The 15,501-nt window shown below is 44.2% G+C and carries 15 protein-coding genes and 3 pseudogenes; 4 read left to right on the top strand and 14 right to left on the bottom strand.

Annotation, left to right across the window (positions count from 1 at the left end; all coding sequences use genetic code 11):
• Positions 1-8: 8 nt before the first annotated feature.
• From AC0IYG_RS11305 to AC0IYG_RS11290, 4 genes are all read right to left on the bottom strand, one after another.
• Positions 9-308, bottom strand: a complete 300-nt coding sequence (locus AC0IYG_RS11305; RefSeq protein WP_471711179.1) for a rhodanese-like domain-containing protein — start codon at positions 306-308, stop codon at positions 9-11.
• Between the two features lie 24 nt (positions 309-332).
• Complete coding sequence (locus tag AC0IYG_RS11300; RefSeq protein ID WP_471711178.1) at positions 333-2,123, bottom strand: T9SS type A sorting domain-containing protein; 1,791 nt, start codon at positions 2,121-2,123, stop codon at positions 333-335.
• 46 nt (positions 2,124-2,169) lie between these two features.
• The gene (locus AC0IYG_RS11295; protein ID WP_471711177.1) at positions 2,170-2,967 is read right to left on the bottom strand and encodes a PASTA domain-containing protein; all 798 of its coding nucleotides are present in this window, start codon (positions 2,965-2,967) and stop codon (positions 2,170-2,172) included.
• A 67-nt stretch (positions 2,968-3,034) separates the two neighbouring features.
• Complete coding sequence (locus tag AC0IYG_RS11290) at positions 3,035-3,628, bottom strand: riboflavin synthase (protein ID WP_471711176.1); 594 nt, start codon at positions 3,626-3,628, stop codon at positions 3,035-3,037.
• Between the two features lie 170 nt (positions 3,629-3,798).
• On the opposite strand from AC0IYG_RS11290, the gene hisB reads away from it, so the two are divergent.
• The 3 genes and pseudogenes from hisB (at position 3,799) to AC0IYG_RS11275 (ending at position 7,820) form a co-directional block, all read left to right on the top strand.
• Positions 3,799-4,923 carry a bifunctional histidinol-phosphatase/imidazoleglycerol-phosphate dehydratase HisB gene (gene hisB, locus AC0IYG_RS11285; protein ID WP_471711175.1) on the top strand — a complete coding sequence of 375 codons (1,125 nt, stop codon included), beginning with the start codon at positions 3,799-3,801 and terminating at the stop codon, positions 4,921-4,923.
• Between the two features lie 623 nt (positions 4,924-5,546).
• Complete coding sequence (can, locus tag AC0IYG_RS11280) at positions 5,547-6,194, top strand: carbonate dehydratase (RefSeq protein ID WP_471711174.1); 648 nt, start codon at positions 5,547-5,549, stop codon at positions 6,192-6,194.
• A gap of 47 nt (positions 6,195-6,241) precedes the next feature.
• A pseudogene (locus AC0IYG_RS11275) lies at positions 6,242-7,820 on the top strand (SulP family inorganic anion transporter).
• A gap of 135 nt (positions 7,821-7,955) precedes the next feature.
• Here AC0IYG_RS11275 and AC0IYG_RS11270 read toward each other — a convergent pair.
• The 10 genes and pseudogenes from AC0IYG_RS11270 to AC0IYG_RS11225 all read right to left on the bottom strand — a co-directional run bounded on the left by AC0IYG_RS11270 (position 7,956) and on the right by AC0IYG_RS11225 (position 14,657).
• Positions 7,956-8,123 (bottom strand): hypothetical protein, encoded by a 168-nt coding sequence (locus AC0IYG_RS11270; RefSeq protein WP_471711173.1) that lies wholly within the window; start codon positions 8,121-8,123, stop codon positions 7,956-7,958.
• On the bottom strand, positions 8,120-8,413 hold the full coding sequence (locus AC0IYG_RS11265) for a hypothetical protein (RefSeq protein ID WP_471711172.1): 294 nt from the start codon (positions 8,411-8,413) through the stop codon (positions 8,120-8,122). Before AC0IYG_RS11265 ends, AC0IYG_RS11270 begins: the two co-directional genes overlap by 4 nt.
• 18 nt (positions 8,414-8,431) lie before the next feature.
• A complete protein-coding gene (locus AC0IYG_RS11260) occupies positions 8,432-8,872 on the bottom strand; it encodes a hypothetical protein (protein WP_471711171.1) in 441 nt (146 codons plus the stop codon).
• A 54-nt stretch (positions 8,873-8,926) separates the two neighbouring features.
• Positions 8,927-9,468, bottom strand: a pseudogene (locus AC0IYG_RS11255) (RNA polymerase sigma factor).
• 217 nt (positions 9,469-9,685) lie between these two features.
• Positions 9,686-10,638 (bottom strand): annotated as a pseudogene (locus AC0IYG_RS11250) (transketolase family protein).
• Between the two features lie 9 nt (positions 10,639-10,647).
• A complete protein-coding gene (locus AC0IYG_RS11245; RefSeq protein ID WP_471711170.1) occupies positions 10,648-11,505 on the bottom strand; it encodes a transketolase in 858 nt (285 codons plus the stop codon).
• Between the two features lie 92 nt (positions 11,506-11,597).
• Complete coding sequence (bcp, locus tag AC0IYG_RS11240; protein ID WP_471711169.1) at positions 11,598-12,056, bottom strand: thioredoxin-dependent thiol peroxidase; 459 nt, start codon at positions 12,054-12,056, stop codon at positions 11,598-11,600.
• Positions 12,057-12,060: 4 nt separating this feature from the next.
• On the bottom strand, positions 12,061-13,350 hold the full coding sequence (locus tag AC0IYG_RS11235) for a hypothetical protein (RefSeq protein ID WP_471711168.1): 1,290 nt from the start codon (positions 13,348-13,350) through the stop codon (positions 12,061-12,063).
• A gap of 136 nt (positions 13,351-13,486) precedes the next feature.
• The gene (locus AC0IYG_RS11230; RefSeq protein ID WP_471711360.1) at positions 13,487-13,792 is read right to left on the bottom strand and encodes a M23 family metallopeptidase; all 306 of its coding nucleotides are present in this window, start codon (positions 13,790-13,792) and stop codon (positions 13,487-13,489) included.
• Between the two features lie 253 nt (positions 13,793-14,045).
• Entirely contained in the window at positions 14,046-14,657 is a 612-nt protein-coding gene (locus tag AC0IYG_RS11225) for a fumarylacetoacetate hydrolase family protein (protein ID WP_471711167.1), read from the bottom strand.
• Positions 14,658-14,787: 130 nt separating this feature from the next.
• On the opposite strand from AC0IYG_RS11225, the gene AC0IYG_RS11220 reads away from it, so the two are divergent.
• Positions 14,788-15,408, top strand: a complete 621-nt coding sequence (locus AC0IYG_RS11220; RefSeq protein ID WP_471711166.1) for a C40 family peptidase — start codon at positions 14,788-14,790, stop codon at positions 15,406-15,408.
• Positions 15,409-15,501 lie beyond the last annotated feature (93 nt).

Genomic DNA, 15,501 nt, shown 5'->3' with positions numbered 1-15,501 from the left:
TTATATTTTTAATCTTCCAGTTCACGGTAAGCCAAAATGCCACCAGTAACGTTTCTTACATTTGAGAATCCTTGTGATTCCAGGAAACGAGCGGCTTTTCCGCTTCTAGCACCCGAACGACAATGAATGATGATCTCCTCATCCTTCAACGGTTCCAGCTCGTCAAGATGGTCCGGCAGATCGCCTAATGGAATGAGCTTCGCGCCGAGGTTATCTTCTTCATACTCATGCTCTTCGCGCACGTCGTAAAAATGCAGGTCTTCGCCTTTGTCTAGGCGCTCTTTCAGCTCTTGAACTGTGATATCCATGTTTTCTCTGTTTTGATTTACAAACTATTGGACAAATAACATCTTTTGAGAAAAAGATCGTTTCCCATCGGACGATTTGATGATATAAATTCCGTCAGACAGGCTGCCTATCTCTGCCGATTTTTGATCTTTTGCAGGCATTATACTTTTTCGTAAGCTGCCATCCAATGCAAAAATTTCGATCAGTTTTAGCGAAGGCGAGTCCCAATGAATGATGCCTTTATTAGGATTTGGAAAAAAATGTCCAGAATCAGCATTGATCGGCTCGTTTCCGGTTACAATGCCTGCTGCCTTTTTTCCCAAATATGGCCGGATCATAATGCTGCCTTTCAAACTCGTTTCCCTGGACCACTCCGTCCCCAAATTATAAAAGACTACATCTTTTCCTAACATTGAATTCCTGTCGAATCCAACAGTAACCGGTTGCTCATTCAATTGAAGCCAGCCGACATAAAATGTGTCGGGAACAGCAACGGAGCTGCTGAATGCATAGTCAATAAAACCGTTGCGGCGTGACGGATATCGCGCAGCAATGGATCTCTGCGCTAACATTTTATCCGGCTTTCCATTTTTGTTACTGAAAATTTGAATGGTAAAACCCTGCCCGGCAATGTCCTTATTAAATTGCACCATGGCAAGCCTTACGCCCCCAATCGTGTCCGGTTTTGCAAGCGTGTAACGAACTGCAACCCGGCCCAGTTTCTGGTTTACCTGCACACCATATTCTGCACTTCCATCGTCATATGCATAATAATCGGTCAAGTCCGTGCGGGAAACGATCGAATCATTTGTCTTCAAATTGACCCCTGGAATCGTATCCGTTGTTGTTACCACAAATTTACTGACCAGTTTAAGGATGTCGAGATTATTATTGATCGTAAAAGGCACCGTTTTTACAGCTAATGCTTTGCCTTTCAATGCTTCTACGTAAATGGATCTTTGAATGTTCTTAAAATATTGGGTCCCTCGCAAAGCGTCTGTTATCGTAAAAGTGCTTGTCAGAATGTTGAAGTTGTTAAAATTATTGACAACGTCCGTCCGCACCGAATCTGTAATGGCGGCCTGCGGATTTGCACGATATTGCCGAAGTGGCATGGCCGTATATTTTTTCAAAAAAGGCGTTATCGGTTTTCTGACCGCCACATCAAAAATGTATGGCTGCCTAACAGACCGTTTGGAATTCAGATAAATGTAGTCAAGATGCCACGTGTCATAATAACCAGAATTTCTGCCGTAAGCCCTAAAACGGAACTGAAATGCATCATGCAAATAAGCCGCATCGGAAATTTTCACAAACTGCCTTTTATAAACCGTATCCAGCTTGTATCCATCTTGTTTCCAAACCGTAACCCAGCCATTGTCTCTGCTAAAAAATTCCAATTGAAAGTAATCGCTCGAATCAGGCAGTTCTCCCAAACCCTTTGCCATCCAATGAAAACTCAGATAAACTGAATCAGCAGCCGTACGGCTGGCCAGGTTAATCGGCTGAGAAGTAAGTGTATCAGTAAAATTCTGATTTAACGGATTGACCAGATTATAAGGCGTCCCATTGGCACTGAGGCCGTCAAATGTGGCAATATTGAGCGACGGCTGGGCATTGGTAAGCGTATTATTAATGTAAACCCCGCTTCCCGGCAGCCAGTTTTTAATGTTCGGAGAACCGTTTGTGGTCGTAGAGAAATCATCAAAAAAAGGAAGATTCAAACTCGCTTCCGTGCGTAATGCACTCTGCTCATTCAAATCTTCCTCGAAGTTTTCCCCGTGAAGCGGCACAAGTTTCAGTTGGGCATATAGCAGCTGACACTGAAAAAGCACCAGCAGCCATGTCAGAATTATACGTCTGTTATAATTACAAAAGTGTTTACTGCTCGGGTAATATCGTTTCATTCCCAGTTGATTCAACTGCCTGTGGTGTTATCCAGAGATCGATTACGTCTCCAATTCTTACATTATTTCCAGCGTCCGGATTTTGTCTGACAACCGTTCCGGCAGCCTGCCCTTCCTCGGCTGGAATTTCCATTTGCTGCCCTACTTTCAACCCCGCGCCAATCAGCGCTATTTTGGCCTCATCCAATGGTAATCCCAATACAGACGGAGCTTCAAATTGTGCTGTTCCAAGTCCTTCACCGAGTTCCAAGTCTATTTTCGACCCCTTAGCAATGGCTTGTCCTGGCAAAATCTCCTTACCATTATACATTTGTTTCAAAACCGCATTTTGCGCCATATCAGGCACATATGAAATGTTTCCCTCCTCCAAGCCAACACTTTTAAGCAACATTTGCGCACTGCGGTGCGTCATGTCTGTAAGCTTAGGCATTTTGATTAAAGGCGCTGTGCGAGACGAAACTGTCACATATATTTTACGGCCCTCTTTCACTTTTGAGCCCGGCAATGGATATTGCGAAATGATCGTTAAAGGAGGAACATTGGCGACGAACGTGCAGTCAACTTCGTAACGCAGGTCGCGACTTTCAAGAAACTCCTCTAATTCTTGTACATTCTTTTTCTTAAGATCGGGAATCGTTACAGCTTCGCCATGATTGGTTGTAAATGGCAGATAAACAAAAAAGAATCCCAGGAAAAGCACCAAAAGCAGTGAGACTATAATTCCGATATGAATGAAAAGATCCGTTCTGGACTGTGTACTTATTTTGGCCATGTATTTACTTGATGCGCGAATTTATAGACGGGTAAAAATAAACGTAATATTTCAGGATGCCAATATACTACAATGTATACGAGCCAAGAATTCTCTTAATGTATTTGCCAAGAATGTCAAATTCCAGATTTACCTTATCCCCCACTTTCAGACTGTGAAAATTGGTAAATTCATACGTGTAAGGAATAATAGCAACCCTGAACGAAGTTTCTTCTGAATTAAAAACGGTCAGACTCACGCCATTGATACATATTGAGCCTTTTTCCACGGTAAGATTTCCCGCTGAGGCATCATATTCAAAGTCGAAAAGCCAGCTTCCGTCACGGGATTCAATGGATTTGCAAATGCCGGTCTGATCCACGTGGCCTTGCACAATGTGCCCGTCAAACCTGCCATTGGCTGGCATGCAACGTTCGAGATTCACTTTATCATTGATTTGCAACGCACCTAAATTGGTTTTGCTCAGCGTCTCTTCAATGGCCGTAACCCGGTAAATGTCATTTTCAATTCCAACAACAGTCAGACAAACCCCGTTGTGATTCACGCTCTGATCGATCTTGAACTCATGGGTGATCGGCGATCTGAATGAAAAAGTCTTATTAGTGCCTTCTGAATCGATCTTTACAACTTCTGCAAGCGATTCAACTATTCCTGTAAACATTGCTTTTGACGAAATTTTAAATGCAAAGTTACGATTTATCGCAACGCTTTTGGGCACATTGCGCGCTATTGAATGCTTTAAATCTTTTCAATTCCACTTAGTTTGCGAACTTTGCAGCGATAAGAGAACGGGCTGTTGCTCTTGATGAACATTATCCTTAAAATCCTTGAATGAAAAAAGTCTTATTTATTGATCGCGACGGAACGATCATTGTCGAACCCCCGACCGATTTTCAGGTTGACTCTCTAGAAAAACTCGAATTTTTACCAAAAGCAATATCTTGTCTGCGTAAAATTGCAGAAGAGACAGATTACGAGCTGGTTATGGTAACAAATCAGGATGGATTGGGAACAGATTCTTTTCCGGAATCCACTTTCTGGCCCGCTCATAATAAAATGCTTCATATCCTGGCAGCAGAAAACATTCATTTCGCTGATATTCATGTAGACCGCAGCTTTCCCGAAGACAATTTGCCAACGAGAAAACCGGGAATAGGCATGCTAACCAAATACTTTTCCGGGGAATACGATTTGACAAACAGCTACGTAATCGGCGACAGACTTACCGACGTGCAACTGGCAGTTAACCTGGGTTCAAAAGCGATATTAATTGCGGAAACAACACCCGAAGCAGGCATTTCAGACGAAATGAAGTCCGTTGTAAGTTACGTTTCCACGGATTGGGACGCGATTTACGAACATTTAAAATTGCCTTCAAGAACAGCCTCGGTTGAAAGAAATACAAAGGAGACGCAGATTAAAGTAGAGCTTAACCTGGACGGAAGCGGCCGGTCCGACATTCACACCGGCCTCGGATTTTTCGACCATATGCTCGACCAATTGGCAAGACATTCCGGTGCAGACCTTTCGATTAAAGTAGATGGTGACCTGCACATTGACGAACATCACACCATTGAAGATACAGCCCTTGCATTAGGAGACGCTTATCGCCAGGCAATCGGCGACAAGCGTGGAATAAGCCGCTATGGCTTCCTCCTGCCGATGGATGAAGCACTTGCGCAAGTGGCTATTGATTTCTCCGGAAGACCGTGGATTGTTTGGGATGCGGAGTTCAAAAGAGAGAAAATCGGGGAAATGCCGACGGAAATGTTCTTTCACTTTTTCAAGTCATTCTCAGACACTTCGCTGTCAAATCTGAACATTAAAGTGACGGGTGACAATGAGCATCATAAGATCGAATCGATTTTTAAAGCATTCGCGAACGCAATAAAAATGGCCGTTCGACGTGATTTAAAAGCATTGGATTTCATGCCGTCGACAAAAGGAGTGCTTTAATTTTTTTAGTTTATCGTCAGCCGGAGACTTTTTTTATTTAATTTTGTTAACGTTAAGTCGGGTCTAAATTGCTTTTTTATGGGAATGACTATTATAATGATCGTTTTTTATATTGTCCTTTTAGGTTCAGCCTTTTTGGTTGGGCGCTGGTTGGAAAATCATGAAAAAGGTTGGAGAATTAAATAAGTAACGTTTACCAAATCTTTTACACATTGCTAAAGACACTTTGCCTTATACTGCTCACGGCCTTCCTAATCTGTAGAACCACAGATTTAGCTAGCCTTTTGCTGTGTAAAGAAAAGTCTTCTGTGGTTTGCGACACCGGCACATGTGATAATGAAAAAACCGAAGCTGAGAAAATCAACGACGATCAGTTGTTGATTTCTCACTCCGTACAGTTTGATAAATTCGTTTTATCAATCCCTCTCAAAAATACTTTCTCTTATTCTGCCGGCTTTCAAAACGAAATCTGCCTCAAGCTGCTCTCGCCGCCACCCGAATTGATCTGATTTTTCTTGCATTATTTATTTCGTGAGCTTGATGCTCCTGCGGATGCGTGTATTAACCGTTCCGACAGGCGTGTCTTCCAGGTTCTCCTATTCAAATAATTACTTCAAAAAATCATGATCAGGTCATACAACCAACTGTTTGAAAACAATAAAAGATGGGTCGATGCAACAAACGAGCAAGATCCGGAATTCTTCTCCAAATTAGCGAGCGGACAAAGCCCAAAATTCCTTTGGATCGGCTGCTCAGATAGCCGCGTTCCTGCCAACGCCCTGACGGGCACAATGCCAGGCGACATTTTCGTACACCGCAACATTGCCAACATGGTCATTCATACAGATATGAGCATGTTAAGCGTGCTCGATTATTCTGTGAATGTGCTTGGTGTTCAACACATTATCGTTTGCGGTCATTACGGCTGTGGTGGCGTTGCTGCTGCAATGGGCAATAAGCAAGTTGGCCTAATCGACAACTGGCTGAGGCATATCAAAGATGTGTACAGACTTCATCAGGATGAGCTGAACAGCATTGAAGACATGCAAAAAAGAACAGACCGATTTGTTGAACTCAATGTGATTGAGCAGGTTATGGACCTTGCCAAAACGTCAATCGTGCAAAACGCGTGGGCAAACAACAAGCCATTACAGGTTCATGGAGTTGTGTACGCGGTTGGAACCGGTATTCTGCAGGATCTTAATATCAGCATGGACAGTGCTGATGATATGGAAAATGTATATCGGATGGAAACTCCTCCTCTTGCCTGATAGCGTATCAGATTTTGATTTCAAATTGATTTATTCGAAGCAATCGTATGTCAGCAGATAAAAATAATATATTCTCCAACCTTAAGTATGATGTCCCTGCCGGGCTGGTCGTTTATCTGGTTGCGTTACCCTTATGTCTTGGCGTAGCCCTCGCTTCAACCGGGCGGTCAGACCTCTTATTCTCGGGTATAATCGCAGGGATGATCGGAGGAATTGTGGTGGGTGCGATAAGCGGCTCCTCGTTGGGGGTTGCAGGTCCGGCCGCAGGGCTCGTCGTGATCGTACTGAATGCCCTCGATACATTGGGAAGCTTTGAAGCTTTTTTGCTTGCGGTGGTGTTAGCCGGTGTCATTCAGGTCATTGCAGGTTTTTTAAAGGCCGGGATCATTGGCTATTACTTTCCATCATCCGTAATTAAAGGAATGCTCGCCGCCATTGGTATAACCCTCATATTGAAGGAAATACCACATGCATTCGGTTACGATGCAGACTTTATGGGCGATGAGGCATTTGACCAAAAGGATGGACAAAACACCTTCACAGAACTCTTCAATGCAGTTAAATATAGCAGCACAGGGAGCCATCATCATTTCGCTGGCTTCACTGGCCATGTTGATGTTGTTTGAGCGTCCGTTTATGAAACGTTTTGCGCTTTTCCGGTTTATCCCGGGAGCTCTTTTTGTGGTGATTAGTGGAATATTGCTTAACCTGCTATTTTCCAAAGTGATGCCTGCGTGGGCGCTAAGTGGTGACCATTTGGTTCAGTTGCCAGTTGCATCCAACGCGAGTGAGTTTTTCAGCTTTTTCAAGACCCCGGATTTCTCAGCGATTACCCGGGTGGAAACTTACACCATTGCCGTAACATTGGCCATAGTGGCGAGTTTGGAAACACTTTTGTGCGTGGAAGCCACAGACAAACTGGATCCCTACAAGCGAAGCACGCCTACGAACCGCGAGCTTATTGCGCAGGGAGTTGGTAACATTACGTCTGGTCTGATCGGCGGATTGCCAATTACACAAGTGATTGTGCGTAGTTCTGCTAACATTGACTCGGGTGGCCGGACCAAGATGAGCACCATTACGCATGGCGCGATCATGCTGCTTTCGGCATTGTTTATCCCGACGCTTCTGAACTTCATTCCACTGGCGTCACTTGCTGCAGTTTTGCTGCTTGTGGGTTACAAGCTTTCGAAGTTCTCACTTTACCAGGGCATGTACAAGCTTGGCAAAGAGCAGTTCATTCCTTTCATCGTGACCATTATTGCCATTCTCAGCACAGATTTGCTGAAAGGGATCGCAATCGGGATGGTTGTAGCGATTTACTTTATCCTAAGTAAAAACTACAAACATTCTTACCATTATGTGAAAGAGAAGCACAGAGATGGCGAAATAATCACGCTCATCTTGTCGGAAGAAGTGACATTCCTTAACAAAGGAAGCATTAGTGCGACTTTGGAAAATTTACCCGATAACGCCACGGTCATTATAGACGGCAGCAAGTCGATGAATATTGATTATGACGTCCTGGAGATTATTCAGGATTTCAAGAAACATGCCGCTCCTTTGCGGAACATTAAAGTGGAAACCAAAGGAATCAGCGGAGTGGAAGTGGTTGGTGGTCACTAATCAGAAATTAGCATATCAATCAAAAAGGCCGGAAAATCCGGCCTTTTTGCTATAAAAAAAATCCCATAATCGGCCGAAGCCAACCAATGGGATATGATTTGTAATAAGCCGAAGCAGGTTAAAATTGTAATGTGTTTATTTATTTTTCAGGCGCTGAATGAGCATATCGTTAAATGTCCGCTCAGCCTTATATAACTCAATCACCTGGCTTGCTGTAATCACTTTCAGGAATCGTGACTGATATTCTTTTTCAAGATCAAGTTCCTTTTGACGCAGCTCCTGCACTTCTTTCAGGTTATTCAAGACTTGCTCGTCCGTTTGCCCTTCTGCTTTCTTATCATTGATAATCTTCCGTTGCGCACGGTGGATTTCTCTGCGTTTTTGAGAATACTCGATTGTAAACCGGCCAAAATCCTGTTCGACTGCTCCGGTGTGAGGTTCAACCGGTTGGTGATAATGGCAACTTTGGCATCCTGAATCCGCTTTATTTCTTCTTCCGACTTCCGTTGTGCGCTTGCGGTTGTGATGGAAAACAATGCCAGGAAAGCTATAACCAGTAAATTCCGATGTCGGGTAATAAGTTGTAAGTTCATTTTCTTTTAATGTTAGGGTCAGATCGTCTCGGTTCCCGAGATCGATTCTTGTAATTGCTGGCGAAGCACATCGTCTTCTAATCCGTCCAGATAAAATAACACTGTTGAATCTGTATCGAAAGCTTTTTGAACAACTTTATGCTCGCTCAAATCGTAATAACTCATATCCTGGTCTTCCAGGTAACTGATAATTGATGCATTGCTTACACCACTCAAAGGCTCCTGCCCCAGCGATCCCTGCCGCTCCGGAACGGTTACCCACACTAACACGAGGATCAGGGCCATAGCAGACACAAGTCCCAATGACCTTTGCCACGACCACCCTATCACGGGCTTTCTTACGGGTTCGGACGGGATCCTCGATTGGATTATCTGCGGCAATTTGTCAAAATAGCCGTCAGGAACCGAAAAAGGCACTTCCTTTTTTAGATCGTCCAACCGTATTCTCTTGTTATCCATGATAATTTATATTTCCTTCTTTGTAAATGTTTGACCGAACTAGTTGCAAATAGTTTAATCCGTTTCGTTTAAATAATCCTCAATTTTTTTTGAAGCCCAATGATATGAAGCTTTTAGCGCTCCCACGGACGTGCCGGTGATCTCAGAAATCTCCTCATAAGGCAGTTCTTCAAAATATTTCAGGTTAAAAACGAGCCGCTGCTTTTCTGGTAATTTTAATAATGCCTTCTGCAATTTCAGCTGGATCGCGTCGCCGCTTACAAGTGGATCTGCTTCCAGTTTCTCACTCAGCTCACTTTCTACATCATTGATGGAGATGAAAAAGCGCTTTCTTTTTTTGTTGAGAAAATTAATAGCCTCATTACTCGCAATGCGATAAAGCCAGGTGTAAAATTTAGAATCTCCCCTGAAATTTTCAGCGCTGTCCAGGCTTTGATAAAAACATCCTGTGTGATATCATTCGCATCATCATGATCGACAACCATTTTCCGCACCAGCCAATATACTTTTTGCTGATACTTGCGCACCAGCTGACTGAAAGCGTTTCTGCGCGTTTCGGGATTTTCAAAAAGGGATATTAATTCTTCGTCAGACATTTAATGAGTACTAACCTGTTGCGCGACCCCGAACCAAGCCATTTACCAATTGAACTTGCGCATAATTATCGAATCAACACAAGTCAATAATAGTTCATTTTTACATTCAGGGCAAATAAAACTTGAGTCTTGCCAAAAGTAAAACATCGTTTTAACCTTCGGCAAGACTCAGTGAATCCGAACAGGGTTACCGTCCGTTTTATTCCAATATTTGAAATTATTTTCTAGAAATCGCTTTCTTAGCAGCTTCCACAATGTGTTTCGCTGTCAAGCCGTATTTCTCCATAAGCTGTGTTGGCGTTCCGCTTTCGCCGAAGCTGTCATTCACTGCCACATATTCCTGTGGAACAAGCTTATTTTTAACCAAAACCTGCGCAACACTGTCTCCCAAACCACCAATACGGTTGTGTTCCTCAGCAGTTACTACGCAGCCCGTTTTCTCAACAGATTTCAGAATCGCTTCTTCGTCCAATGGCTTAATCGTGTGAATGTTAATGATCTCAGCATTAATGCCTTCTGCTTCCAGAAGTTCACCCGCCTGGATCGCTTCCCACACCATATGGCCTGTCGCAAAAATACTACGTCCGTTCCTTCATTCACCATCCACGCCTTACCGATCTCGAATTTTTGATCCGCATCCGTGAAAACCGGAATCACAGGACGTCCGAAACGCAGGTAAACCGGCCCTTCATAATCAGCGATTGCGATCGTTGCAGCCTTTGTCTGGTTGTAGTCGCAAGGGTTGATGACAGTCATGCCTGGCAACATTTTCATCATGCCAAGGTCTTCCAGGATCTGGTGTGTTGCACCGTCTTCTCCCAATGTCAAACCTGCGTGTGATGCACAGATTTTCACATTTTTATTCGAATATGCTACGCTTTGACGGATCTGGTCATAAACGCGACCCGTAGCGAAGTTGGCAAATGTTGTTGCAAAAGGGATTTTACCGCCAATGGTCAAGCCGGCAGAAACACCGATCATATTGGCTTCCGAAATACCGCATTGAATAAAACGGTCCGGATTTTCTTTTATAAATGGTTCAAGTTTAAGGGAACCTACAAGGTCAGCACAAAGCGCAACCACGTTTGGATTTTGCTGGCCTAAAACATGCATTCCGGCACCAAAGCCCGAACGTGTATCTTTCTTCTCAGTGAAGGTGTATTTTTTCATTTTGTATAATTAATAGTCTCCCATAGTTTCTTCCAACTGGCCTAGCGCTGCCGCAAGTTGCTCATCATTAGGCGCTACGCCGTGCCACTTATGGCTGCCCATCATGAAATCAACACCAAAACCCATTCCTGTATGCAGCAAAACCATTATCGGTCTGCCGTGTCCAAGTCTGCTTTTTGCTTCGTAAAGACCTTTCAGCACTGCTGCCATATCGTTTCCCTCTTCGATAGAAATCACTTCCCAGCCGAATGCTTCGTATTTTTTGCCCAAATCACGGTTGTTCATAACCTTAACAGTCGGGCCGTCAATTTGCTGACCGTTCAAGTCGATAAAAGCAACAAGGTTGTCCACCTGGTGGTGCGGAGCAAATGTTGCTGCTTCCCAAACCTGGCCTTCCTGCTGCTCGCCATCGCCCATCAGCACATAAACCAATCCTTTATCGCCATTCAGCTTCTTAGCAAGTGCAGCACCGATCGCAACCGACATGCCTTGTCCCAGTGAGCCGGAAGCAATGCGGATTCCTTCCAAATGTTCGTGCGTAGTAGGGTGACCCTGCAAACGGGAATCGAGCTTCCGGAAAGTAGCCATTTCTTCAACAGGGAAATATCCTCTGCGGGCAAGCGTGCTGTACCAAACCGGTGAAATATGTCCGTTGGAAAGGAAGAAAAGGTCCTCATCCTTACCATTCATGTCAAAAACCGGCTTACCATCCTGTTCTTTCAGCTTTAACCGCTCAAAATAAAGGGCGACCAGCAATTCTGTGCAGCCCAATGATCCTCCCGGGTGTCCGGACTGGCAGCCATGTACCATGCGGACAATGTCCCTGCGAACTTGTGAGGCTACTTTTTCTAGTTGTTCAATTTCCATTTTTATCGATTTTCTATTACAAATACGTTCAAAAAGCCTGTATTTCCGAAGTGTAAATGTCAGGCTATTACAGCTTTCTAAGTGACTCTTTATTATTCACTTTTGTTAAGAATTTGATCAGTGTGATTTTCCGTATCCACTTTCTGAACAACTTCTTGGATCACACCGTTTTCATCAATGACGAACGTAGTCCGGATAATCCCCATGTACTCGCGGCCAAATGTCTTCTTTTGGGCCCAAACACCGTAATCATTCACGATTTTCTGGTCCGTATCGGCTAATAACGGAAATGGCAGGTTGTATTTTTTGATAAATTTCTGATGCGATTTTTCATCGTCGACACTCACGCCGAGCACTTTATAACCTCTGCTCAAAAGCACATCGTAATTGTCGCGAAGGTTACAAGCTTGCGCCGTACAACCGGGCGTATCGTCCTTTGGATAAAAGTAAAGAATGACTTTTTCTCCTTTAAAATCAGAAAGTTTCACTTCTTTTCCGTCCTGATCTTTTGCTATAAATGCGGGGGCTGGATCGCCTACCTGAAGTCCCATACGCTTATCTTTTTCGTTTTTTCGGTTTTTTCCGGACAACGACCGGATCTTTTAATTCCACTTGCAAGATAGTACTATTTCCTGCCCTATCTGTCACTTCCAACGTCAGTTCGCCCTCAAAGGGTTTCGTTTCATCCTGCTTCTCTGACCATATAAAACCTTTTTTGGAATCAAAGTTCAACAGCACCCACTCACCATTCACGAGCGCCTTATAATTATCGATCCCGGAAGTCGCGTCGCCGATAAAGCCCGTGATCCGTCTTGTGCTTGCTTCGGTAAGCCGCACTTTGGGTGGGACTGTGTCCGACTGGATAACAAATGTCCCCAACTCTCTGGTGTCAAACTTGATCTCATTTTCCACCCAGGTTCCACCCAAAAACCTATAATAACCATCCAGGTAGCGATAAATCTTCGTTTTCTCCTTATTCTCTGGAACATTCTCAGGCGTAAAGGAGACAGAAATGTAGTCTTTCAAGGCCGTTCCACGATTGCTGATCGTCAATGCATTGAAGTTGCGCTGACCGGTGAGAAACAATGTGTCAAAAATGCTTGTGTTGCGGAAATCAACGGCCCATTTGTCACCCTCATATCGGGAAGCAACGCCGGGCAAAACCTGTGTTCTCAAATATGTTTTTACCGTCGTTTTACCGATCTTGACTGAATCCGGGGTGTATTTTCGCAGATCAGTTAGAAAAACGGCTGCCTCACTTGCATAAAAATCAGGTTCCTTTTTAACCTCTTTCCCTTCGGAGTAGAATGTCGCGAATGGAATGGCGCTGCGATAATATTTCGCTTTCACCACCAGTGTATTTTCCTGTACATCCGTTTGAATGTATTCCGGATTCACTTCCACATCATAAGCCGGAAGCTCCGGATTTTGCGGTTCACCTTTGATCGTAAAGCTCAGTTCCGAAGCGTTTTCATAGGAATCCGTGATTTTGATCCGCACTTCATGCAGCAATGTGTCCGCAATGTTGAGCTTTCCTTTGATCGCATTGGTCTTATATAAATTGAAATCATTGCCATCTGGAACATAACATTTAAGATAGCGCTGCCCGGTTTTTTGCTCCGTTTCGTAATCGATCAGATTGTTATAATCCCTGGTGGCCGAATTGGGAAAGATCTCAATGTTGTAGGAAAATACTTCGGCTCCGTCCATTTTGATCTCAATGCATTGCAGTCCATAACGAAAACCGGTGCCCGTCATCTGGTCATGTGCGACCATATCAATGCCAATAATGCCCGTTGCCGAAACCGTGTCAGCCAGCCTGTAAGAACCGTCTTTCAATTTCACCGGCGCATACACTTTTCTGTCAAACTGGCCTCCTACCCGACCATTTATATCCAGTGGCCTGATCGCCAGATTTACAAATTTTGGCGGCGTAACGTCCTTTATTTCATTAAAACCAAAGTAAAGCGGATTAAGAAAGTTATCCTTGGAATCGCGGATCTCGAAGTGTAAGTGTGGCCCAGCCGAACCGCCCGTGTTTGCCCGAAAGCGCTATAATCTCTCCTTTTCTAAAAGTAAACCGGCCCGGTTCAGGAAAAAGATCGATTTCAAAAGTCTGCTTTTTATATTGTTCGTCGCGGACATAAGTGGCGAGCGCTTCGCTGAATTTGAGCAAATGCCCGTAAACAGAAGTCTGACCATTGGGATGCCGCAAGAAAATCACATTGCCATAACCGCTGCGCTGCACGGCCACTTTGTAAACATAACCTTCGGCGGCGGCATACACATTCAATCCTTCCCTTTGCTCCTGTACGAATGTCTAGCCCCGCGTGAAAGTGATTGGAACGCAGGTCCCCAAGCCCGCCCGCGAGTGAATTAGCGAGGCCGGGTCTGATCGGAAATTGGTAATAGCCTTTGGGATAAGTCTGGGTTTGGGCATGGGCAGAAAACAATAAACCCATTAACCCCGAAAATAGTAAGCCGATACGCGCTATCGCCCGGAAATGATCTTGCATGAAAAAGAAGTGTATGATGACGGCTTACCTAACGAACAATTCCAACATCTTCTTGCCCTCAATGGAAGCGGTAAGCTTATCGCCAATCTGCACGGGACCCACTCCTTTTGGTGTTCCTGTGAATATCAGGTCACCTTTTTTGAGCATAAAAAATTTGGAGACGAAAGAAATCAGGTAATTAATGCGGTAAAGCATCATGGAAGAATTACCATTCTGCCGCGTTTCACCATTAACATCCAGACTGAAATTCAGATTCTGAATGTCCTCATAATCCGATATTGGAACAAACTCTGAAACCGGCGCCGAGCCATTGAATGCTTTGGCCAATTCCCATGGTAAGCCCTTGCTTTTCAACTCCGATTGTAAGTCCCTGGCAGTGAAGTCAATGCCTACGCCAATTTCATCGTAATATTTATGTGCGAAACGTTCTTCAATGTTTTTACCAACGCGGTTAATCTTCACCACAAGCTCCACTTCATAGTGAATGTCTTTGGAAAAATCTGGATAAAAGAATGGTTCGCCAGCCCGGATCTGCGCCGTTTCCGGTTTCAGAAATATGACGGGCGCGTCCGGTTTTTCGTTATTTAATTCAGCTATATGCTCAGTGTAATTCCTGCCGACACAAATTATTTTCATTAGGAGCGAATAAAATTTGGATGTAATAACAACACAACAAAACTACATTTTCTGCTGTTATTCGCTTAATCCGCTTCACAAATCTTTACTAATTTTGATAAAAGTATCGTTACTAACAGAAAGCTTACGCATGAAGAAGCAAATTGCCCGATTCCTGAACTTCACGATTTGCACCCTCATTTTGTCGCTAATGCTCTTTGCTTGTGACACGCTTCGCAAAACACCCGATCGTTCGGCTTCTAATCGTTATAGCAAGTCGCGCAGCACAGCAACCCGCAAACCGCCAGCCAGGACACCCGCAAGAAAACCCACAACAGCATCAAAACCAACATACAGCCGTCCCGGAAGTGTGCCCGCAACAGCCGTCCCCAAAGTGGTTGAAGTGGCAAGAACTTACTCCGGAACGCCCTACCGATCCGGTGGAAATGATAAAAACGGCATTGATTGCTCGGGCTTAATCTGCTCCGTTTATTCAGAAATCGGTGTAAAAGTGCCGCGCATTTCCTGGCAGCAGTCAGAGTTTGGCCAGGAAGTAAGCAAGCTGGAAGACATTAAGCCCGGCGACTGGCTTTTCTTTGTCCCGGAAGCTGGAAAAGAAGGTTATGTATCTCACGCTGGTATTGTTACGGACGTGCGGAACCGTGAAGAAATCATGTTCATCCACGCGTCTACATCCCGCGGCGTCCGCGAAGACAATCTGTTTTCCAATTATTTCAAGGGCCGATTTGTAAAAGCAATGCGCCCGTTCTGACCGTTCACACATTCCGGATCCGATTTCTTTTGCCTGCATAGGGGAAAATAAAGCCTTAGCTGTCTGATTTGCAGTATAAAGACTATCTTAAAG

Source organism: Dyadobacter sp. AC419, from assembly GCF_979253085.1.
This window is presented reverse-complemented; position numbering and strand designations above follow the sequence as displayed.

What these genes read in the sequence shown, in the direction of transcription:
- AC0IYG_RS11305 (WP_471711179.1), bottom strand. Translation starts at nt 308, where the DNA reads ATGGATATCACAGTTCAAGAGCTGAAAGAGCGCCTAGACAAAGGCGAA.
- AC0IYG_RS11295 (WP_471711177.1), bottom strand. Translation starts at nt 2,967, where the DNA reads ATGGCCAAAATAAGTACACAGTCCAGAACGGATCTTTTCATTCATATC.
- AC0IYG_RS11290 (WP_471711176.1), bottom strand. Translation starts at nt 3,628, where the DNA reads ATGTTTACAGGAATAGTTGAATCGCTTGCAGAAGTTGTAAAGATCGAT.
- hisB (WP_471711175.1), top strand. Translation starts at nt 3,799, where the DNA reads ATGAAAAAAGTCTTATTTATTGATCGCGACGGAACGATCATTGTCGAA.
- can (WP_471711174.1), top strand. Translation starts at nt 5,547, where the DNA reads ATGATCAGGTCATACAACCAACTGTTTGAAAACAATAAAAGATGGGTC.
- AC0IYG_RS11265 (WP_471711172.1), bottom strand. Translation starts at nt 8,413, where the DNA reads ATGAACTTACAACTTATTACCCGACATCGGAATTTACTGGTTATAGCT.
- AC0IYG_RS11260 (WP_471711171.1), bottom strand. Translation starts at nt 8,872, where the DNA reads ATGGATAACAAGAGAATACGGTTGGACGATCTAAAAAAGGAAGTGCCT.
- AC0IYG_RS11245 (WP_471711170.1), bottom strand. Translation starts at nt 11,505, where the DNA reads ATGGAAATTGAACAACTAGAAAAAGTAGCCTCACAAGTTCGCAGGGAC.
- bcp (WP_471711169.1), bottom strand. Translation starts at nt 12,056, where the DNA reads ATGGGACTTCAGGTAGGCGATCCAGCCCCCGCATTTATAGCAAAAGAT.
- AC0IYG_RS11225 (WP_471711167.1), bottom strand. Translation starts at nt 14,657, where the DNA reads ATGAAAATAATTTGTGTCGGCAGGAATTACACTGAGCATATAGCTGAA.
- AC0IYG_RS11220 (WP_471711166.1), top strand. Translation starts at nt 14,788, where the DNA reads ATGAAGAAGCAAATTGCCCGATTCCTGAACTTCACGATTTGCACCCTC.